Raw genomic sequence first — 20,580 nt, 5'->3', positions numbered from 1 at the left:
TTATATTTAGTGAGTCAGCGGCACGTAAATTGCACCTTTAGCATATTCCTAATCTGCACATTATACGTACCTTTATATTAATTAACTGACTTACTATGCTTAAAGGATTTTTCAACGTCCCGATACCGCAAAACGAACCCGTGCTTAATTATGCGCCGGGCAGCGTGGAGCGTGCAACCCTTAAAACGGCCTTAACTAATACCCGTACTGCTCACTTAGACATCCCCATGTATATTGGCGATAAAGAGGTGCGCACCGATAAGAAATTAGAGATACGCCCCCCTCATGACCATCAACGTGTACTGGCCACATTTTCCGAAGGCGATAAAACACACGTAGAAGCTGCTATTGATGCTGCGCTTGCTGCTAAAGCCGGTTGGGAAAACTTGCCCTGGGAACAACGGGCATCCATATTTTTAAAAGCTGCTGATTTATTAGCCGGGCCTTATCGCGCTAAAATAAACGCGGCTACCATGCTGGGCCAATCTAAAAACGCTTACCAGGCCGAGATAGATTCTGCTTGTGAGTTGATAGATTTTTTGCGCTTCAATGTGCATTATATGACTGAAATTTACAGTCAGCAGCCATTAATATCACCAAAAGGCGTTTGGAACCGCATGGAACAGCGCCCGCTAGAGGGTTTCGTTTTTGCGCTTACCCCTTTCAACTTTACAGCTATTGCAGGTAACCTGCCATCATCAGCCGCTATGATGGGTAATGTAGTGGTTTGGAAACCTGCTTATACCCAAATTTATTCGGCTAATGTTATTATGCAGGTTTTCCGCGAATCGGGATTGCCCCCCGGAGTTATCAATCTAATTTATGTAGATGGCCCGGTTGCCGGCGACGTAATATTTAACCACCCTGACTTTGCAGGTATACATTTTACCGGCTCAACAGCTGTTTTTCAAAACATATGGCAAACCATTGGTAATAACATCCACAAATACAAAACCTACCCACGCATAGTTGGCGAAACCGGCGGCAAAGATTTTGTGCTGGCGCATCCTACCGCGGATATTGATGTATTGAATACCGCGTTGGTACGTGGCGCGTTTGAATACCAGGGACAAAAATGCTCGGCAGCATCAAGGGCTTATATCCCTGCATCGTTATGGTCCGCACTTCAAGAACGTTTAAAACGTGATATTAGTTCATTAAAGATAGGCCCGGTAGAAGATTTCAGCAATTTTATAAACGCGGTTATCAGCGAGGTATCATTTGATAAACTGGCTAAATATATTGATGAAGCAAAGAGCGACAGTAAGGTTGAGATAGTAACCGGCGGCAATTATGATAAAAGCAAAGGCTGGTTTATTGAACCTACCATTTTAAAAGTAAACGATCCTTATTACATAACTATGTGTACCGAATTGTTTGGCCCGGTACTAACCATATATGTTTATGAGGATGAAAAGTTTGATGAACTACTTGATATAGTTGATACAACTTCTATTTACGCGCTTACGGGCAGTATTATAGCGCAGGACAGGAATATTATTAGTAAGGTTACCCACCATTTACGTAACGCGGCAGGTAATTTTTATATTAATGATAAACCCACAGGCGCGGTAGTGGGCCAGCAGCCATTTGGCGGTGCTCGTGGGTCGGGAACAAACGATAAAGCAGGATCAATGATCAACCTGCTGCGGTGGGTATCGCCACGGGTTATTAAAGAAACTTTTGATCCGCCTAAGGATTACAGGTATCCTTTTCTGAGTAAAGAGCTATAACAAAAAAAGCCTGATCCAATTAGATCAGGCTTTTCATTTATTACCTTTTGGTTTACGATGCAGCGTTTAGTTTAAACACTTCGTCCAAATTTGAAGTATTAGTAGCACTAACCTTCAAATCTTTAATTATACCGGTTGATAATGCATAAACCCAACCATGTACACTTAACTCCTGGCCGTTTCTCCAGGCATTTTGCACGATGGTAGTTTTACATAAGTTATAAACCCCTTCAATTACATTTAACTCTACCAACCTGTCTGAACGTTTTCCGTTATCAGCAATAGCATCTAACTCTTCAGCATGTAAACGGTAAACATCTTTAATGTGTCTCAGCCAGTTATCAATAAGTCCAACCTGGCTATTACCCATCGCAGCAATTATACCTCCGCAACCATAATGGCCGGTTACAATAACATGTTTTACTTTAAGCACATTTACCGCGTAATCCAATACACTTAACATATTCATATCAGTATGCACAACCATATTGGCAATATTACGGTGTACAAATATTTCGCCGGGTTTGGTGTTGGTTATCTGGTTGGCAGGTACACGGCTATCGGCACAACCAATCCATAATACCGGTGGGTTTTGTCCCTGTGCCAAAGTATTAAAGTATTCAGGATCTTGCTTTAATGTATCTGCAACAAATTGTTCATTTCCTTTTAAAAGGTCGTCGTAAGTTATATTTTCAATTTTAGCGCACATGGCTTGTAAGTTTTTATTAAGTTATAAAATTAAACAATTAACAATAGTAATATTATAGTATCCCGACATATTGAACAAGATTACTACAACCTCCTATTATTTATTTTATTTGTTGGGTTCGTAAATCAACTCTTTAAGACGTGGCATATCATACTTGCTTTTAATTTCATGCAAGGTCACAATAATGCCTTTACTATAAGCATTATGCTTATAATTTTTGATGATCTCTATCACGTCAGGGTCAATATACTTGGAGTTTGATCCATCTATTACCACTTCCGATTCGTTTGGTAATTTGGTAAGCATTACCTGTATAGCCGCTTTATTTAAAAAGGTTACCTCTTCAGAAAGCCTGATACGAAGTACTTTTTTATTTTCATTGCTTTCAATATGATAGAAATAAGGGTTACGCATATTAGTACGTAGTATATAAAATACCCCCACTACCATACCAACACCAACGCCTATCAATAAGTCGGTAAATACTACTGCAACAATAGTGACCACAAACGGAATAAACTGGTTCCATCCTAAATGCCACATATGTTTAAATAAACTAATGCGGGCAAGTTTATAACCTACCATTAATAGTATGGCTGCCAAACATGATAGTGGTATATAATTAATTAACCCCGGTATTAATAAAAGGGCCATTAATAACCAACAACCGTGTATAATAGCACTCATTTTGGTACGCGCGCCTGAACTGACATTGGCTGACGAACGAACAATAACAGCTGTCATTGGTAAACCACCCAACATACCACTTACAATATTGGCAGTACCTTGTGCAAATAATTCGCGGTTTGTTGGCGACACCCTTTTAATAGGGTCAATTTTATCTACCGCTTCTAAACTTAAAAGGGTTTCTAAACTGGCTACAATAGCCAGAGTAAATGCTGTGATCCAAACATCCTTGCGGCCTATTGCTGAAAAGTCGGCAGATTTAAATAATCCAAAAAATTCATTTATACTGCCAACTACCGGTATGGTTACCAGCTGTTTTGCTTTTAATGCAAAATCTGACCCTGAAAATAAAAAGCTAAGCAATACGCCTACTACCACTACTATTAGCGGAGCGGGTACGATAGCAACCTTTTTAATTTTAGGCCAGTAGATCAAGATCAAAATTGATGTCACACTTATAATTACAGCACCATAATTGATCTTTGAGAAAGCACCCAATATACCCGAAAAGGTATTATGCTGATCGGCCTGTACAAAAGTTTCGTCACCTTCAAAATCGGCATCATAACCCACCGCATGCGGAAATTGCTTCATGATAAGTATAATACCTATAGCTGCCAGCATCCCCTCAATTACTGCGGACGGAAAATAGTTGGCTATAGTGCCTGCTTTAACCGCACCCAATAGCAATTGGATACCACCCGCCAACACCAAACTCATTAAAAAAACCTCGTACGAGCCAAGGCTGGTAATGGCATTAAATACAATTACAGTTAAACCGGCGGCCGGGCCCGCAACACTAAGCTGCGAGCCACTTAAAGAACCAACTACTATACCACCGATTATGCCGGTTAATATACCGGCAAATAAGGGCGCACCCGATGCCAGGGCTATACCAAGGCATAACGGCAGGGCGACTAAAAAGACTACAATACTTGAGGGAATATCTTTTTTAAGATTTTTTGACGAAAAATAATTTTTTAGACTAAGACTGCCCATAGCAGCTTCATCTTGCTTAAATTGCATAACACAATAATTTTAAATGGAAAATTTAAATTAATAGAGGATTTACCGGCTCATAAATGACCGGCGTATATTAATTTAAACGTTGGGAGGCGGGGTAGGAACTATAGGGTGATACGGTTGTACCAATAAAGTTTTCTCTAAATTATGCAGCAAATTTGATTCTCGCAATTGCAACGGGCGAAACTCAAAAACAGCGAGTGTATGTTCGTCAAAAGATTTCTTTTCTTTAAAGGCATCCTTCTCCAAATCATCCTTATCTGTTTTGTTTTCGTGCTCCAACTGCATAATAACTGCTACCGCTAATTTGCTATCCAGGAAAGAAAATAAAGGCATAACAGATATGACCATCTTTGTGAAAAAGACGAACAAAAATATCATACTAATATTTTTTTTGATCTGTTTTGAGGTAACCATTGTGGCAAATATACAAAAAATGATTTAGCAAGTATTTACCTGAAACGGATGATCGGTAATATTATTGTTATTTTCCTCATAATACAATATATGATTTAATTTGCTTGTAACAGAAATATATTACTTACGTCTTTTATAAAATATGCTATTAATATCACCGTTATGTTTACTATTTTAACCACATAATTAACTGTTCAATTTTGATTTAACATAGATGAAAAAATTATTGCTATTTAAAAAACTAATACTTGTAGCAGGTATCTGTATTCCTAACTTCCTGTTCGCCCAAGCCAACCCCAAACCAAACTGGCAAAACGGAGATTTAAAAACCGATACCGTTTTTGGTATAAGTATTGAAAAAACCTATAACGAACTACTTAAAAATAAAAAACATGTACCTGTATTAGTAGCCGTAATTGATGGCGGTGTAGATATTGACCATGAGGACCTTAAATCGGTTATATGGACCAACCCCGGCGACAAAACTGCCAATAAGGTTGATAATGATAAAAATGGCTATGTAGATGATATACATGGCTGGGATTTTATAGGTGGTGCAAAAGGCGATGTGCATCATGATAACCTTGAACTGACCCGCCTGGTAAGAATGTATAAAAAACAATTTGCCAATTTAGATACCAATGCCTTAACCGGGCAACAACTGGCTGATTTTACTACTTATCATAAACTTAGAAACGAGTTGAATGATGAGATAAAAGAAGCGCAAGCCGGCTATAACAATATTAATGGTTTTAAAATAGCACTTGATGGTTTGCTGGCAGGTATGAATAAAACAAACCCAACACTTGAAGAGATTAGAGCTTACGAACCAAAAAGCCAAAATGACACGAGGGCTAAGCGCATATTATTGAACAATTTACCCAAGTATAAGGACCTCAATGAATTTGTGGACCAGCAAGTTACTGCCGGGCTGGAGCATTACAAATCACAATTAGAATACCATTACAATATTAACTATGACCCGCGCGATATTGTTGGCGATAACTACACCAATAGTAACGAACGTTTTTATGGCAATAATGACGTTACCGGCCCTGATGCCGATCATGGCTCGCACGTATCAGGTATTATTGGTGCCGACCGGACCAACAATTTAGGTATTACAGGTATTGCAAATGATGTAAAGATCATGTCGGTGCGTACTGTTCCTGATGGTGATGAACGTGATAAAGACGTGGCTAACGCCATACGTTACGCAGCCGCCAACGGTGCAAAAGTGATCAACATGAGTTTTGGCAAAGCCTACTCATACAATAAAAAAGTTGTAGATGACGCTGTTAAGTTTGCCATGAGCAAAGACGTATTAATTGTACATGCCGCAGGTAACGACAATAAAAACACCACAGTTGAAAACAACTTCCCTACCCGGATTTATGAAGATAAATCAGGCGAGGCAAAGGCATGGATAGAGGTTGGCGCATCGGGCCCAACTGATGATAAAACTTTAAAAGCGTCATTCTCTAACTACGGCAAAACTTCGGTTGATGTATTTGCACCGGGGGTAGCTATTTACTCCACAACTCCGGGCTCAAAATACGCCAATCATAGCGGTACCAGTATGGCTGCCCCGGTTGTGGCAGGTTTAGCCGCGGTGATACGCTCATACTATCCGAAGTTAACCGCAGTACAGGTTAAGGATATTATTATGAAATCGGTTATTAAAATAACACACCCTATCAGCCTTGAAATTGACGACAAAGACACTGATCTTGCTTTTGATGAACTTTGCGTTACCGGTGGCGTTGTAAATGCTTACAATGCACTACAATTGGCCGCTACCTATAAATAGCAATGCTTTATATAGAACAGATACGCCCCGAACTAACCTGGCGCATGCGCCAAAAAGTGTTGTACCCGGCGCAAAAGCTGTACGAGATGGAAATGGAGGAGGATAACCACGGCTATCATTTCGGTGCCTTTATGGATAACGAATTGGTGGGCGTGGTTTCTCTTTTTAAAAATGGTGATGATTTCCAGTTTCGTAAATTTGCGGTGGATGAACCTATGCAGGGTAAAGGCATTGGGGAAACTATGCTGAAACACCTCATTAATTTCGCGCTGAATGAAAATGCTAAACGCCTATGGTGCAACGCGCGGGTAACCGCCATCGGGTTTTATTTAAAATATGGATTTACGCACACCGGCCAATTTTTCACCAAAAACAGGTTTGATTACGAGGTACTGGAAATGAAATTTTAATACTTTCTTTCGGGTTATTAACAGCTGTTTATAACCATGTTTATCAACAGCTTTATTATATTTGCAGACCGGGTAATGCCGGCCTCTTAACATATAAATATGGCTAAAAAGAAAACTGACGATCAAAAACACGTCGCTATAGTAACCGATAAATCTCTATCTTTTTTTGAAAATTATATCAATAACCCATCCCCAACCGGTTTTGAATGGAAAGGCCAGGAGCTATGGCTTGACTATATCAAACCTTATATTGATGAGCATTATGTGGACAGCTACGGTACCGCGGTTGGGGTTATTAACCCAAAAGCCGAATATAAAGTAGTTATTGAGGCACATGCCGATGAAATATCATGGTTTGTAAATTACATTACCAGCGATGGATTAATATATGTGATACGCAATGGTGGTTCTGATCATCAAATAGCACCTTCAAAACGTGTAAACATCCATACTGATAAAGGTGTAGTTAAGGCAGTATTTGGCTGGCCCGCCATCCACACCCGTTTAGGCGGCGAAAAAGAAGAAGCACCATCACTTAAAAACATATTTTTAGATTGCGGCTGTACTACTAAAGAAGAAGTAGAAAAACTGGGCATACACGTAGGTTGTGTAATAACTTATGAAGATGAGTTTATAACCTTGAACGATCGCTATTATGTTGGTCGCGCGTTGGACAACCGTGCCGGTGGTTTTATGATAGCCGAGGTTGCCCGTTTATTAAAAGAAAACAAAGTTAAGCTGCCATTCGGCTTATATATTGTTAACGCTGTACAGGAAGAAATTGGCCTGCGCGGTGCCGAAATGATTGCACACCGCATTAAACCAAATGTAGCTATTGTTACTGATGTTACCCATGATACCCAAACCCCAATGATCAGCAAAATTGCACAGGGTGATTTGGCTTGCGGTCGTGGGCCGGTGGTGTCTTATGCCCCTGCAGTGCAAAACAACCTGAATAAATTACTAATTGAAACTGCCGAGAAAGCAAACATACCTTTCCAGCGCCAGGCATCTTCACGCTCAACAGGTACCGATACGGATGCTTTTGCTTATAGCAACGAAGGTGTACCATCGGCATTGATATCTTTACCATTGCGCTATATGCACACTACTGTGGAGATGATACACAAAGAGGATGTAGACAATGTGATCCGTTTGATATACGAAGTATTGCTAAATATCAAATCGGGTCAAAACTTTAACTACATTAAATAACCGGAAGCAAACATTTAGCTTGGCATAATTGTCTTAGCTTGCACACTATATCTAACAAAATGAAACCTACACTACTAATATTAGCCGCAGGAATGGCCAGCCGTTATGGCAGCATGAAGCAAGTTGACGGGTTTGGCCCCAACGGCGAAACTATAATTGATTACTCTATACATGATGCTATTAAAGCCGGGTTCGGCAAAATAGGCTTCATTATTCGTGAGGAATTTGCTGATAAATTTAAAGAGATATTTGAGCCTAAGCTGGAAGGCAAAGTGGAAACAGACTATATCTTCCAAAGCTTTGACCTGAAACCCTTCGGCATTGACAAAATTGTGGAGCGTGCTAAACCCTGGGGAACGGCACACGCGGTTTTAGCCGCGCGCAACCAGGTAAATGAGCCTTTTTGCGTAATAAATGCGGATGACTATTATGGTTATGATGCGTTTGAAAAAATGGCTAAATTTTTAACTACCGAGGCTACAGACAGCCAGTACGCGTTGGTAGGATACCAGATAGATAAAACTTTGTCTGATTATGGTTCAGTATCCCGCGGTGTATGCGAGGTTGATGCTGATGGTAACATGACGGAAGTAAACGAGCGCACCGAAGTTTATTTTAAAGACGATGGCAGTGTAGCGTACAAAGATGCTACAGGCGAACATCCGCTACCTAATGATAAACGCGTTTCTATGAATTTTTGGGGATTTACTCCTGCTGTATTCAAACAAAGCGAGCAAATGTTCCGCGACTTTGTGGATGCTAATGCGGATAACCCTAAGGCCGAATTTTTCATTCCGTTAGTAGCCGACAACCTGATTAAAACAGGTCAAGCCAATTTTAAAGTTATCCCTACCCCGTCAAAATGGTTTGGGGTTACTTATAAGGAAGATAAGCCTATAGTGCAAAAATCAATATCGGAGTTGGTAGCCAATGGCACCTACCCCGAAAATTTGTGGGATGTAAAACCTGCTAAAGTATAATAAAAGATCCCGCTAAACGCGGGATTTTTTCTTTGCTATCACCTTCTTCTTCAAAAAAACAAACCCACCAATTCCTGAAAGCAGGGAAGCTATCAGGATAGCAAATTTAGCTTCTGCGCCATATAAGGTATTAACACCAAAGGAAAGTAGTGCAATAAATATAGACATGGTAAAACCTATGCCGGCTAACATACCAATGCCCACTATATGCCGCCATACAATACCTTTAGGCAATTTACCGATATTAAACTTTACGGACAATAATGAAAACAACATTATACCCGCAGGTTTGCCTATTACCAACCCTATAATTATTCCTAATCCTAACGTACCTGCAACCCCACTTATCATGGCTGCCTCAAAATGTATATTGGTATTAGCCAATGCAAAAAGGGGCATAATAATAAACCCTACCGGTATAGCTAATGAATGCTCCAGTTTTTTTAAAACAAAACCACCTTTTGCCCCGGCCGGAATAGTTAAAGCGGTTAGTACGCCTGCAATAGTAGCATGTATACCCGAGTGATGAATAAAGTACCACATTATTACACCAGGTATCATGTAAAATATAATTTTTTGCACACCTAACCTATTAAACAACAGCAAAATACCAAATATACCTATGCCTATGCCCAGGTTTAACCAATGAATATCAGACGAATAAAATATAGCGATAACCAAAATAGCCAGCAGATCATCTACCACGGCCAGGGTTGACAATAACACCCTTAGTGCGGGTGGTACCAGTTTGCCAACCAAGCCTAATACCGCTAAGGCAAAAGCAATATCAGTAGCCATAGGTATACCCCAGCCTGCGGCTGTATCACTGCTATAATTAAAAACTGCATATATTATTGCAGGCAGCAACGCGCCTCCCAACGCTCCTAATATAGGTACGGAGGCAATTTTAAAATTTGCCAAATGGCCATCGATGCGTTCTTGCTTGATCTCAATACCGATAAGTAAAAAGAAAATGGCCATTAACCCATCATTTATCCAATTTAATAAACTGTATTTTAGATGGATGGTTGGTGTTTCAAAACCCAGCTCAACAGCAAGCAGCTTTTTAAATGGCTCATTTGCACCGGTATTGGCAATAATTAAAGAAATAATGACACATAAGATAAGCAATGCGCCACCTGCCTGGCCGGAATCTATTAATTTTTGGAAACCATTTTTTGTACGTTTTATCATTAGCAGGTAGTATGGCCAAAGGTACAAAAAAGCAGCCAAAGGGGCAATTTGAGGCGTAAAGTATTGCGCCAATACAACTTTATTAAACTAAAAAACCTATATCATGTTAAAAATATATGCAGTTAGAAATATTAGGTAATGCCGATACTATCAATGCTCAAAACCGAGCTTTAATTATAAATACACCGCAAGCTGAAGCAAGGGTAATTGTTTATAGCCCCACCATTATACGGGTTTGTATTACCCGGAATAAAGAGGCTGATGCTTCGTTCGCGGTGATAAAAGAGCCGGGCGAAATGCCGGATCATAAAGAATCTGCAACTGAGATAGAGATCAATACGTCTACATTAAAATTGATCATCAATAAATCACCTTTACGTTTTAATTTTTTTACGGCAGATGGGCAGGAATTAAGCCGCGATGACAGCCGCTTTGGCACCAACTGGCAGGACTCGCGTGTTATCAATTACCGCAAATTATACCCGGATGAAAAATTTATTGGCCTGGGCGAAAAAACAGGCAACCTTAACCGTCGCGGCAGCCATTATGTAAACTGGAACACGGATGCCGCATTGCATGGGGTAAATGATGATCCTTTATATAAAACCTTCCCGTTTTTTATTGGCCTGCATAGCGGATTAACCTATGGGCTATTTTTTGACAATACCCACAAAAGCTACTTTGATTTTGGTGCCACTACCGATGAAGAAATCAGTTGGTTTGGTGCCGATGGCGGGGATATGAATTATTATTTCTTCGGCGCACAGGGCATCCGCCAAATTTTGCAGGATTATACCTGGCTAACCGGGCGTATGGAAATGCCGCCATTATGGAGTTTAGGTTATCAGCAATGCCGCTGGAGCTATATGAGCGCGCAGGAAGTGTTGGAAGTAGCCACCAAATTCCGTGAAAAACAAATACCTGCCGATGTAATGTATTGCGACATTGATTACATGGACGGCTTTAAAATTTTCACCTGGAACAAAAGCAGTTTCCCCGATCCGAAAGGGATGATAGACCAATTAAATGCAATGGACTTTAAATTGGTCACCATTGTTGATCCCGGGATAAAAATTGAAGAGGGATATAAACAATATGATGAAGGTATAGCCAAAAATTACTTTGCTACCTACCCTGATGGCGAGCCATACACCGCCAGCGTTTGGCCGGGCCGCTGCCATTTTCCTGACTTTTTAAATGACGAGGTAAAGGAGTGGTGGGGTGCAGCATTTACGGCTTTGACCGAGCCGGGTGTAGAGGGATTTTGGAACGACATGAACGAACCCGCCGCATGGGGTCAAAATATGCCCTGGCTGGTAAAATTCGGCGAACGCTTTATGCCCGAGATACGCAACGTGTACGGGATGGAAATGGCCAAAGCTACTTATAATGGCGTTCGGCAAATATTAGGCAACAAACGTCCGTTTGTACTTACCCGCGCGGCCTATGCGGGCACACAGCGTTACTCGGCCATTTGGACGGGGGATAATGCTGCTACGGATGAGCATTTACTATTGGGCCATCGTTTGGTAAATAGTTTAGGCTTAACGGGTATGTCATTCACAGGAGTAGATATCGGCGGGTTTATGGGTAACCCTACCCCCGAGTTAATGGTGCGCTGGAACTCATTAGGGCCCTATACGCCCATGTTTCGCAACCATGCGGCCCAAGGCATGGTAATGCGCGAACCCTGGCAATGGGGCGAGGAAAATGAGGCTATCATCAAAAAAGATATTGAGCAACGTTATCGCTTGCTGCCTTATATCTATTCCGGCTTTTACCAATCAACCCAAACTGGTTTGCCAATAAGCCGAACATTGGCTATTGACTATACTGATGATGAAACAGTTTACGATATTAAATACCAAAACCAGTTTTTATTTGGCGATAGTATGTTAGTTGCGCCCGTGATTAGCACGGAGTTAACAACAGAAGTTTATTTACCTGAGGGCGATTGGTACCGGTTAAGTACTGATGAAAAATTTAGCGGCAAACAGTTAATTAATGTAGAGGCTCCGCTAACTGACCTGCCGGTATTTGTTAAAGCAGGGGCTATCATCCCTATGCAAAACGTAGTTCAAAGCACCAATGAAATTGGAGATGGAGTTTTATTGCTACATGTATGGAACGGTAATGAGCCGACCGAGTTTGTTTATTATGAAGATGATGGCACAACTTATGATTATCAAGAGGGGAACTACTATAAACGAAGCATCAGTTTTGACCCGGAAAACAAGTCAATAACATTAGCCCAAGTTGAAGGTTCTTATCAATCCAAGTACAAAACCATTAAATTGGTGATGCATGGCTTTGAGGATAACTCAGATAAAGAATTGGAGAACGAGAATGCGATTATGGAAATAAGTTATTAGCGTCGCAATTTCAACTCGGTTTTTAACTCCTTTATTTGCTCCTTTGCCTGGCGGTTTTCCAGGTAATAGTATATGGCAAAGCCTAAGAATATTTTACCCAATACAAATACGGCAGCAAATACCCAGCGCCAGGCTTTGTGTATGCGCATATGGGTGCTGGAGCCTTCTACCTCAATAAATTGCTGCTGATTGGTATTGCCGTTTTGGCGGTAGTGCTCTTCAACTTTTTTTGTAGGCTTTAAATCAGGTGCTATGACCAACCCATCAATTCTTTCTTCAATTTTTACCCATAGTTTTGGTGGTGGCGGAACGGCCATGTATTGGGCCACCTTTTCCATCTCCACTTCAATTTCATTTAGGGCAGTCTGTACCTCGGGGTATTGCTCTTTATAGCGCAACACCTCCTGCACCTCCTGTTCAGATGCCGAGCCTATCACAAAGGCTTCTAATACGCCGCTTTCTATATATTCCTTAATTTCCACCTCTGCGTAGTATTAGGAAAGCCTCCTTTAAAGCCTTCCGGATTATTTCTTCTGTTTGATTTAATTTAGCTGCAAGCTCGCTAACCATTTTGCAATTGTAGTAGGTTTCATAAAAAACCTGCCTCTGCAAATCGCTCATTTCCTCATACATTTTTCGGCCCAATGCAAATACCAATAAATTATGGTCGGCCTCTTCATCATCATTTATCAGATGGATCAACTTACTTTTTGCGTTACGGTATAGCCCGCACCAGGTGTAAGGGCCGCATTCGCCGTTTTCGTCAATAGTTTTTGACAGTTCGTCAAAAATACTAACCAAAAACTCCCCGGCCCTGGCTTCGTCTTTGAGCACACTTAACAAATAACCATACAGCATGCCGCCGTATTTTTTATACGCCTCCTGCAATATTGCCGAGTTTCGGATTTGGATAGCCTGATGAGTTGTTTGCACCATAAAGCCATAAATATAGCTTAGTTATTGCTTTTAACAAAAAAAGCCCGACCTAATTTACCAGGCCGGGCTTTTAACTATATAGATTTAAACCTTATTTACTGTCGTCTTTTACTTCTTCAAAGTCAACATCAGTTACAGTGTCACCTTGATCCTGCGGACCGGCACCGGCGCCTGCATCAGGGCCTGGTTGGCCACCTTCTGCCGAAGCTTTGTACATATCCTCAGAAGCTGCTGTCCACGCGGTGTTTAACTCGTTTTGGGCGACTTCAATATCCGCTAAGTTTTTAGAAGCGTAAGCTGCTTTTAGTTTAGTTAAACCTTCTTCAATTGGCGCTTTTTTATCAGCAGGTATTTTATCACCGTACTCTTTCAATTGCTTTTCAGTCGAGAAGATCAACGCATCAGCACCGTTTAGTTTTTCAACTTCCTCTTTCGCTTTTTGATCTGCTTCAGCATTTGCTTCAGCCTCGTCTTTCATTTTCTTGATCTCGGCATCAGTTAAGCCTGATGAAGCCTCAATACGGATCTTTTGCTCTTTACCGGTTGCTTTATCTTTTGCAGACACGTTTAATATACCGTTGGCATCAATATCAAAAGTTACTTCAACCTGTGGCACGCCACGCGGTGCAGGAGGTATACCATCTAAGTGGAAACGGCCAATTGTACGGTTAGCCGAAGCCATAGGGCGCTCACCTTGCAAAATGTGTATCTCAACAGATGGTTGGTTATCAGACGCTGTAGAGAATGTTTCAGATTTTTTAGTAGGGATAGTAGTGTTAGATTCAATTAATTTGGTCATTACACCACCCATAGTTTCAATACCTAATGAAAGCGGGGTAACATCTAACAATAACACATCCTTAACTTCGCCGGTTAATACACCACCTTGTATAGCAGCACCAATAGCTACTACCTCATCAGGGTTTACACCTTTTGATGGCGCTTTACCAAAGAATTTCTCAACCGCTTCCTGTATAGCTGGGATACGGGTTGAACCACCTACCAAAATTACCTCATCAATATCTGATGTGCTTAAACCTGCATTTTTTAATGCTGATTTGCAAGGCTCAATAGTACGTTTGATCAGGCCATCCGCCAGTTGCTCAAATTTAGCACGGGTTAAAGTTTTAACCAGGTGCTTAGGCATACCGTCAGCAGCAGTAATGTATGGTAAATTAATTTCGGTTTGTGCCGAGCTTGATAATTCAATTTTAGCTTTCTCTGCCGATTCTTTTAAACGTTGTAAAGCCATTGGGTCCTTACGCAGGTCAATACCTTCGTCGCTTTTAAACTCGTCAGCCATCCAGTCAATAATTACCTGGTCAAAGTCGTCACCACCCAGGTGAGTATCACCATCGGTTGATTTTACTTCAAATACACCATCGCCCAACTCCAGGATAGATACGTCATGCGTACCACCACCGCAATCAAACACGGCAATTTTCATGTCTTTATGTGCTTTATCAAAGCCATAAGCCAAAGCAGCTGCAGTAGGCTCGTTAATAATACGACGAACTTTTAAACCTGCTATTTCGCCTGCTTCTTTTGTAGCCTGGCGCTGTGCATCATTAAAGTAAGCCGGTACGGTAATAACCGCTTCGGTAACTTCGGTACCCAAAAAGTCTTCGGCAGTTTTCTTCATTTTTTGAAGAATCATAGCCGAAATTTCCTGCGGGGTATATTTTCTATCACCAATTTCAACACGCGGGGTGTTGTTATCGCCTTTAACCACGCTATAAGGTACACGGTCTGCCTCTTTAGTAACCTCGTTAAACTGGTTACCCATAAAGCGTTTTATAGATGAAATGGTTTTTGTAGGATTTGTAATAGCCTGGCGTTTTGCAGGATCTCCTACCTTGCGTTCTCCACCGTCAATAAAAGCTACCACAGACGGCGTAGTACGTTTTCCCTCGCTGTTGGCAATAACTACAGGCTCATTACCTTCCATTACCGCAACACACGAGTTTGTTGTTCCTAAGTCGATTCCAATTATTTTAGACATATGATTATATTGTTTTTTACGTGATTGATTGTTTACTACCTACAGCTATTTATCAATGCTTGTGCCAATTTAGCTATGGCAGTATTATTAGGCAGAAAGCGGAAAGGCTAAAGCAGAAAGGTAATATTTAGGCAGAATTTTGAATGGAAACGGTGACAGAGTGGCAGGAAATATCTTCGTAGAGACCGAAGGCATTGCGTCGCTACAAAAATTGCTTCAACAAAAAAGCCCCATCCCAACATAGTCGGGACGGGGCTTTTTAATATTATAAAGTCGAATATTATTCGCCTTTTTCTGCGTTCTCTTCGTTATCAGCAGGTGCTTCCGGCTCAGAATGCTCATCAGCTTCGTGTTGTGAAGCAGGAGTTTCAATTTCTATCTCGTCAGCAGCGGTTTCGCCAAGCTCAGCAGCAGGTGCTTCAACTTCGTCAGCCGGTGCATCAATTACCGCGTCAACAACAACTGCATCATCAACAGGAGTAACTTCGGCAGTTGCAGCAGCAGCTACAGGAGCAGCAGCGGTTGCGCCACCTTTACCTTTACCACCACGACGGCGGGTTGATTTTTTAGCGGCTTGTGCTTCGCTATCGCTGGTGTAAGTAGTGTTGTAATCCACTAACTCAATGATCGCCATTTCCGCATTATCACCTAAACGGTTTTCTAATTTGATGATACGGGTATAACCACCCGGGCGGCTTGCAATTTTAGGAGCGATGTCTCTGAATAATATAGAAACCGCGTCTTTATCTTGTAAATAGCTAAATACAGTACGACGTGAGTGCGTGGTATCGTCTTTTCCTTTAGTTAAAATTGGCTCAGCATAAACGCGTAAAGCTTTTGCTTTAGCTAAAGTTGTAGTGATACGCTTGTGTAAGATAAGCGATGTTGCCATGTTAGCCAGCATCGCTCTGCGGTGGCTGGTAGTACGGCCTAAGTGATTGTGTTTTTTTCCGTGTCTCATTGTTTTGTTTGAATTTTCACGTGCATACCGTTGGGCGGCTCTTGTTTAGGTCAAGCCCTCGGAATTATGCGGTCGCTTAATTTTGTTGTTAGTGATTAGTTAATTAGAGGTTAGAGATTAGTCACTATCTATTCAATAACCTATGCTATAAATGAAAAGAGATTAAAGACCAATCACTGATCTCTAATCTCTAATCACTAAAATTAATCTTCGTCTAACTTAAATTTAGACAGGTTCATACCAAAAGATAATCCTTTTGATTTAACCAGGTCCTGAATTTCAGTTAATGATTTTTTACCAAAGTTTCTGAATTTTAACATATCAGCCACATCGTATGATACTAAATCAGCCAGGCTGCGGATATCAGCAGCTTTCAGGCAATTTAATGCACGTACAGACAGGTCAAGGTCAACTAACTCAGTTTTAAGGATCTTACGCATGTGTAAAATTTCTTCGTCAACTTCTTTAGTTTCTTCTTTAGCCTGTGCCTCCAACATCATATTCTCATCGCTGAATAGCATAAAGTGCTGGATCAATATCTTAGCAGCTTCTTTTAAAGCATCTTCAGGATGGATTGAACCGTCAGTAGCAATATCCAATACTAATTTTTCATAGTCTGTTTTTTGCTCAACACGATAGTTCTCGATAGTGTATTTTACGTTTTTAATTGGCGTGTAAATAGAATCAATAGCTATTACACCAACATTTGCATCCGGGTTTTTATTTTCCTCGCTTGCAACGTAACCACGTCCTTTGTTTATAGTAAACTCAATTTCAAGCGTTACCGCTGAATCCATGTTACAGATAACAAGATCGGGGTTTAATACCGTAAAGTTATTTGAAAATTTAGTGATATCGCCGGCACGGAAAGCATCCTGGCCATTAATGATCACAAATACTTTCTCGCTATCGCCTGATTCACCTGTTTTTTTGAAGCGTACCTGTTTAAGATTCAATATGATCTCGGTAACATCTTCAACAACACCCTTAATGGTTGAAAATTCATGCATCACGCCTGAAAAACGTACAGAAGTAATTGCATAACCTTCTAAAGATGAAAGTAAGATACGACGCAGAGCATTACCAATGGTTACACCGAAGCCTGGTTCTAATGGACGAAACTCAAACGTGCCATCAAAATCAGTTGATTTCTGCATGATAACCTTGTCTGGTTTTTGAAATGCTAAAATTGCCATTTATATCCTTTATTTATTGTTTGATTAATTGGACTGATTTAAACCACAAAAATGATTGGCAGCATTGCCAATCATTATGCGGATAAGTATCGTTATTATTTTGAGTACAACTCGACGATCAGGTTTTCCTTGATGTTTTCAGGGATCTCATCGCGATTTGGATAGTTTAGGAACTTGCCAGATAAATTACTAGCATCCCACTCTAACCAGCTGTATTTATTAACACTTCTGCCAGCTACTGAATTTGTAATAGCCTCTAAAGTTTTTGATTTTTCGCGAACCGCGATAACATCACCTGCTCTTAATAAATAAGAAGCAATGTTAACCACCTCACCATTAACAGTGATGTGTTTGTGGCCCACTAACTGGCGTGCGCCAGAACGTGTTGGCGCAATGCCTAAACGGTAAACCGTGTTATCTAAACGGCCTTCTAAAAACTTCAATAAGTTTTCGCCGGTAATACCTTCTTTAGCTGAAGCACGGTGAAACAAGTTTTCGAACTGACGCTCTAATACACCATAAGTGTATTTAACTTTTTGTTTCTCCATTAACTGAGTTGAATACTCTGATTGCTTTCCTCTTCTTTTAGAAGCACCATGCATACCCGGCGGGTAATTTTTTCTGTCTAACGCTTTATCCGGGCCGAAGATTGGCTCGCGGAACCTACGCGCAATTTTGGATTTTGGACCTGTGTATCTAGCCATTTGTTTGTTTGCTTTTAAAGTATCGTGCAACCTTACGCTGCAGAATCTTAGCTTTAAAAAAATCTGTTAATTATTAAACTCTTCTTCTTTTTGAAGGACGACATCCGTTGTGCGGAAGCGGTGTGATATCTTTTATAGTAGTTACCTCAATACCGGTAGTTTGTAAAGTACGGATAGCCGACTCACGTCCAGAACCCGGGCCTTTTACAAAAACCTCAACCTTGCGTAAACCTAAATCATAGGCAACTTTACCGCAATCGGCAGCAGCCTGACCGGCAGCATACGGGGTATTCTTTTTTGAACCTTTAAAACCCATTTTACCTGCTGACGACCATGATATAGCTTGTCCGCTTTTGTTGGTAAGGGTGATAATAATGTTGTTAAAAGTTGCATTGATGTGTGCCTCGCCTACTTGCTCAACAACAACAATACGCTTTTTGGTAACTTTTTTACTTTTAGCCATTTTGCTTTTTAATTATTGATTTAATGAATTACTGAATTAGCGAATAATTCGGACCCATTAATCTTTTTAATTTATCTATTCCTAATGATGGTAAATTCCACCACTAATCAGTTATTTATTATTTAGTAGCTTTTTTCTTGTTAGCAACTGTTTTACGTTTTCCTTTACGGGTACGTGAGTTGTTTTTGGTACGTTGGCCACGTAATGGTAAGCCTTTACGATGACGGGTACCACGGTAGCAACCAATATCCATTAAACGTTTAATGTTCAATTGAACTTCTGAACGTAATGCACCTTCTACTTTGATCTCATCATTAATGATGTTACGTATAGCGGTTAACTGATCGTCAGACCAATCTTGCACTTTGGTATTGAAATCAATACCGGCTTTAGTCAAAATATTTTGAGCTGTTGTGCGGCCGATACCGTAAATGTAGGTTAAACCTATCTCTCCTCTTTTGTTTTTTGGTAAATCAATACCTGAAATTCTTGCCATATTTATTGTTTAATTCAGTAATACCGAACGGCGGGCCACCGTTGTACGGGCTATTACCATTTATTTTTAATTATCCCTGACGTTGTTTAAATTTTGGGTTCTTTTTGTTGATCACATAAAGTTTCCCGTTACGGCGAATGATCTTGCAATCAACGCTTCTTTTTTTAATGGATGCTCTTACTTTCATCTCGGTTATTATTTATATCTATAAGTTATTCTTCCCTTTGTTAGATCATAAGGGCTCATTTCCAGTTTCACTCTGTCGCCAGGTAATATTTTGATGTAGTGCATCCTCATTTTACCTGAAATATGCGCAATAATCTCATGTCCGTTTTCAAGTTCAACCCTGAACATAGCATTCGATAATGCTTCCTTAATTGTACCGTCTTGTTCAATTGAGGCTTGTTTAGCCATATTTTATTGATTATTACTTAATTATCCACCCCTTAAAGCGGGATGCAAAATTAATAAAATATTTTTAATTTTTAATTTTTTCTTTTAAAACATTATCTACGTACTCAAACGATGATAATATGTCGGCTTTACCCTTACCTACAGCTACGGTATGCTCATAATGTGCGGATGGTTTACCATCGCTGGTTGACACTGTCCAACCATCATCCCAAAATTTAACACCGGCACGGCCTGCATTAATCATAGGCTCAATGGCAATAACCATTCCCTCCTCTAATTTTATGCCCGATCCGCGTTTACCGTAATTAGGTACTTCAGGTTTTTCGTGCAATTTTAAACCAACACCGTGGCCCACTAATTCCTTCACCACACCAAATCCATTTTTTTCGGCATGTTCTTGTACAGCGTAACCAATATCGCCTACTCTATTACCTACTACAGCTTTTGCTATCCCTAAATCCAAACACTCCCGTGTTACGCGCATTAGTTTTTGGGTTTGCTCATCAACTTCGCCAATAGCAAAGGTAAAAGCCGAGTCGCCATAATAGCCATTAAGTATGGCGCCGCAATCAACGGATACCAGGTCACCATCTTTTAAAGCATAATCACCCGGAAAACCATGAACTACCTGATTGTTTAATGAGATGCAAAGAGAATAAGGGAACCCCCCATAGTTTAAAAAGGCGGGAATCCCGCCATTATCACGTATAAAAGTTTCTGCAAGTTTGTCTAACTCAATAGTCTTTACTCCCGGTCCAATAACTTTAGCTATCTCGCCATGTGTTTTTGCTACTAACATTGAGCTTTGTCTGATCAGCTCAATCTCTTCGGCAGACTTGTAATGAATTTTCGACATTC

At 40.5% G+C, this 20,580-nt stretch carries 21 protein-coding genes; 6 read left to right on the top strand and 15 right to left on the bottom strand.

Features of this window, described 5'->3' with window-relative positions; all coding sequences use genetic code 11:
- Positions 1-95: 95 nt before the first annotated feature.
- Complete coding sequence (gene pruA, locus ACYVJ6_RS02975; RefSeq protein ID WP_460692539.1) at positions 96-1,733, top strand: L-glutamate gamma-semialdehyde dehydrogenase; 1,638 nt, start codon at positions 96-98, stop codon at positions 1,731-1,733.
- Positions 1,734-1,785: 52 nt separating this feature from the next.
- On the opposite strand, the gene can is transcribed toward pruA, so the two are convergent.
- The 3 genes from can to ACYVJ6_RS02960 form a co-directional block, all read right to left on the bottom strand.
- Positions 1,786-2,442, bottom strand: a complete 657-nt coding sequence (gene can / locus ACYVJ6_RS02970) for a carbonate dehydratase (RefSeq protein WP_460692538.1) — start codon at positions 2,440-2,442, stop codon at positions 1,786-1,788.
- Positions 2,443-2,547: 105 nt separating this feature from the next.
- Entirely contained in the window at positions 2,548-4,155 is a 1,608-nt protein-coding gene (locus ACYVJ6_RS02965; RefSeq protein ID WP_460692537.1) for a SulP family inorganic anion transporter, read from the bottom strand.
- A gap of 75 nt (positions 4,156-4,230) precedes the next feature.
- Positions 4,231-4,488 (bottom strand): hypothetical protein, encoded by a 258-nt coding sequence (locus ACYVJ6_RS02960; protein WP_460692536.1) that lies wholly within the window; start codon positions 4,486-4,488, stop codon positions 4,231-4,233.
- 295 nt (positions 4,489-4,783) lie between these two features.
- Between ACYVJ6_RS02960 and ACYVJ6_RS02955 the strand changes: the two genes are divergently transcribed.
- From ACYVJ6_RS02955 to ACYVJ6_RS02940, 4 genes are all read left to right on the top strand, one after another.
- Entirely contained in the window at positions 4,784-6,379 is a 1,596-nt protein-coding gene (locus ACYVJ6_RS02955) for a S8 family peptidase (protein ID WP_460692535.1), read from the top strand.
- Between the two features lie 2 nt (positions 6,380-6,381).
- On the top strand, positions 6,382-6,789 hold the full coding sequence (locus ACYVJ6_RS02950) for a GNAT family N-acetyltransferase (protein WP_460692534.1): 408 nt from the start codon (positions 6,382-6,384) through the stop codon (positions 6,787-6,789).
- A gap of 99 nt (positions 6,790-6,888) precedes the next feature.
- A complete protein-coding gene (locus ACYVJ6_RS02945) occupies positions 6,889-8,004 on the top strand; it encodes a M42 family metallopeptidase (RefSeq protein WP_460692533.1) in 1,116 nt (371 codons plus the stop codon).
- Positions 8,005-8,063: 59 nt separating this feature from the next.
- Positions 8,064-8,984 carry a nucleotidyltransferase family protein gene (locus tag ACYVJ6_RS02940; RefSeq protein ID WP_460692532.1) on the top strand — a complete coding sequence of 307 codons (921 nt, stop codon included), beginning with the start codon at positions 8,064-8,066 and terminating at the stop codon, positions 8,982-8,984.
- Positions 8,985-8,996: 12 nt separating this feature from the next.
- Here ACYVJ6_RS02940 and nhaA read toward each other — a convergent pair whose 3' ends face one another.
- Positions 8,997-10,178, bottom strand: a complete 1,182-nt coding sequence (gene nhaA, locus ACYVJ6_RS02935) for a Na+/H+ antiporter NhaA (RefSeq protein WP_460692531.1) — start codon at positions 10,176-10,178, stop codon at positions 8,997-8,999.
- A 116-nt stretch (positions 10,179-10,294) separates the two neighbouring features.
- On the opposite strand from nhaA, the gene ACYVJ6_RS02930 reads away from it, so the two are divergent.
- Positions 10,295-12,550: a glycoside hydrolase family 31 protein gene (locus ACYVJ6_RS02930; RefSeq protein ID WP_460692530.1), complete on the top strand. Its 2,256-nt coding sequence runs from the start codon at positions 10,295-10,297 to the stop codon at positions 12,548-12,550.
- Here the strand turns inward: ACYVJ6_RS02930 and ACYVJ6_RS02925 are convergent.
- The 11 genes from ACYVJ6_RS02925 to map form a co-directional block, all read right to left on the bottom strand.
- Positions 12,547-13,032 (bottom strand): hypothetical protein, encoded by a 486-nt coding sequence (locus ACYVJ6_RS02925; protein ID WP_460692529.1) that lies wholly within the window; start codon positions 13,030-13,032, stop codon positions 12,547-12,549. The two genes, ACYVJ6_RS02930 and ACYVJ6_RS02925, sit on opposite strands and share 4 nt — an antisense overlap.
- On the bottom strand, positions 13,022-13,486 hold the full coding sequence (locus ACYVJ6_RS02920) for an RNA polymerase sigma factor (RefSeq protein WP_460692528.1): 465 nt from the start codon (positions 13,484-13,486) through the stop codon (positions 13,022-13,024). The genes ACYVJ6_RS02925 and ACYVJ6_RS02920 overlap by 11 nt, the downstream gene beginning before the upstream one ends.
- 91 nt (positions 13,487-13,577) lie before the next feature.
- A complete protein-coding gene (gene dnaK / locus ACYVJ6_RS02915; RefSeq protein ID WP_460692527.1) occupies positions 13,578-15,488 on the bottom strand; it encodes a molecular chaperone DnaK in 1,911 nt (636 codons plus the stop codon).
- Between the two features lie 280 nt (positions 15,489-15,768).
- Entirely contained in the window at positions 15,769-16,449 is a 681-nt protein-coding gene (rplQ, locus tag ACYVJ6_RS02910) for a 50S ribosomal protein L17 (protein WP_460692526.1), read from the bottom strand.
- Between the two features lie 203 nt (positions 16,450-16,652).
- Entirely contained in the window at positions 16,653-17,645 is a 993-nt protein-coding gene (locus tag ACYVJ6_RS02905; RefSeq protein ID WP_460692525.1) for a DNA-directed RNA polymerase subunit alpha, read from the bottom strand.
- A 95-nt stretch (positions 17,646-17,740) separates the two neighbouring features.
- Complete coding sequence (gene rpsD, locus ACYVJ6_RS02900) at positions 17,741-18,349, bottom strand: 30S ribosomal protein S4 (protein ID WP_460692524.1); 609 nt, start codon at positions 18,347-18,349, stop codon at positions 17,741-17,743.
- Positions 18,350-18,422: 73 nt separating this feature from the next.
- Positions 18,423-18,812: a 30S ribosomal protein S11 gene (gene rpsK / locus ACYVJ6_RS02895; RefSeq protein ID WP_134335657.1), complete on the bottom strand. Its 390-nt coding sequence runs from the start codon at positions 18,810-18,812 to the stop codon at positions 18,423-18,425.
- A gap of 118 nt (positions 18,813-18,930) precedes the next feature.
- Complete coding sequence (gene rpsM, locus ACYVJ6_RS02890) at positions 18,931-19,308, bottom strand: 30S ribosomal protein S13 (RefSeq protein ID WP_460692523.1); 378 nt, start codon at positions 19,306-19,308, stop codon at positions 18,931-18,933.
- Between the two features lie 70 nt (positions 19,309-19,378).
- Positions 19,379-19,495, bottom strand: coding sequence for a 50S ribosomal protein L36 (rpmJ, locus tag ACYVJ6_RS02885; protein ID WP_082855993.1), 117 nt, complete (start codon positions 19,493-19,495; stop codon positions 19,379-19,381).
- A gap of 8 nt (positions 19,496-19,503) precedes the next feature.
- Entirely contained in the window at positions 19,504-19,722 is a 219-nt protein-coding gene (gene infA / locus ACYVJ6_RS02880) for a translation initiation factor IF-1 (RefSeq protein ID WP_008506260.1), read from the bottom strand.
- Positions 19,723-19,786: 64 nt separating this feature from the next.
- Complete coding sequence (gene map / locus ACYVJ6_RS02875) at positions 19,787-20,578, bottom strand: type I methionyl aminopeptidase (RefSeq protein ID WP_460692522.1); 792 nt, start codon at positions 20,576-20,578, stop codon at positions 19,787-19,789.
- Positions 20,579-20,580: the final 2 nt, after the last annotated feature.

It is taken from the genome of Mucilaginibacter puniceus (genome assembly GCF_054783175.1).
The sequence above is the reverse complement of the archived record's forward strand: the minus strand, read 5'-3'. Positions and strand labels throughout refer to the sequence as shown.

Coding starts and splice junctions, on each gene's coding strand:
- ACYVJ6_RS02905 (WP_460692525.1), bottom strand. CDS start 17,645: ATGGCAATTTTAGCATTTCAAAAACCAGACAAGGTTATCATGCAGAAA.
- nhaA (WP_460692531.1), bottom strand. CDS start 10,178: ATGATAAAACGTACAAAAAATGGTTTCCAAAAATTAATAGATTCCGGC.
- rpsK (WP_134335657.1), bottom strand. CDS start 18,812: ATGGCTAAAAGTAAAAAAGTTACCAAAAAGCGTATTGTTGTTGTTGAG.
- ACYVJ6_RS02920 (WP_460692528.1), bottom strand. CDS start 13,486: ATGGTGCAAACAACTCATCAGGCTATCCAAATCCGAAACTCGGCAATA.
- rpmJ (WP_082855993.1), bottom strand. CDS start 19,495: ATGAAAGTAAGAGCATCCATTAAAAAAAGAAGCGTTGATTGCAAGATC.
- rpsD (WP_460692524.1), bottom strand. CDS start 18,349: ATGGCTAGATACACAGGTCCAAAATCCAAAATTGCGCGTAGGTTCCGC.
- ACYVJ6_RS02955 (WP_460692535.1), top strand. CDS start 4,784: ATGAAAAAATTATTGCTATTTAAAAAACTAATACTTGTAGCAGGTATC.
- ACYVJ6_RS02950 (WP_460692534.1), top strand. CDS start 6,382: ATGCTTTATATAGAACAGATACGCCCCGAACTAACCTGGCGCATGCGC.
- dnaK (WP_460692527.1), bottom strand. CDS start 15,488: ATGTCTAAAATAATTGGAATCGACTTAGGAACAACAAACTCGTGTGTT.
- pruA (WP_460692539.1), top strand. CDS start 96: ATGCTTAAAGGATTTTTCAACGTCCCGATACCGCAAAACGAACCCGTG.
- ACYVJ6_RS02965 (WP_460692537.1), bottom strand. CDS start 4,155: ATGCAATTTAAGCAAGATGAAGCTGCTATGGGCAGTCTTAGTCTAAAA.
- ACYVJ6_RS02945 (WP_460692533.1), top strand. CDS start 6,889: ATGGCTAAAAAGAAAACTGACGATCAAAAACACGTCGCTATAGTAACC.
- ACYVJ6_RS02960 (WP_460692536.1), bottom strand. CDS start 4,488: ATGCCTTTATTTTCTTTCCTGGATAGCAAATTAGCGGTAGCAGTTATT.
- rpsM (WP_460692523.1), bottom strand. CDS start 19,308: ATGGCAAGAATTTCAGGTATTGATTTACCAAAAAACAAAAGAGGAGAG.
- infA (WP_008506260.1), bottom strand. CDS start 19,722: ATGGCTAAACAAGCCTCAATTGAACAAGACGGTACAATTAAGGAAGCA.
- rplQ (WP_460692526.1), bottom strand. CDS start 16,449: ATGAGACACGGAAAAAAACACAATCACTTAGGCCGTACTACCAGCCAC.
- ACYVJ6_RS02940 (WP_460692532.1), top strand. CDS start 8,064: ATGAAACCTACACTACTAATATTAGCCGCAGGAATGGCCAGCCGTTAT.
- ACYVJ6_RS02930 (WP_460692530.1), top strand. CDS start 10,295: ATGCAGTTAGAAATATTAGGTAATGCCGATACTATCAATGCTCAAAAC.
- can (WP_460692538.1), bottom strand. CDS start 2,442: ATGTGCGCTAAAATTGAAAATATAACTTACGACGACCTTTTAAAAGGA.
- map (WP_460692522.1), bottom strand. CDS start 20,578: ATGTCGAAAATTCATTACAAGTCTGCCGAAGAGATTGAGCTGATCAGA.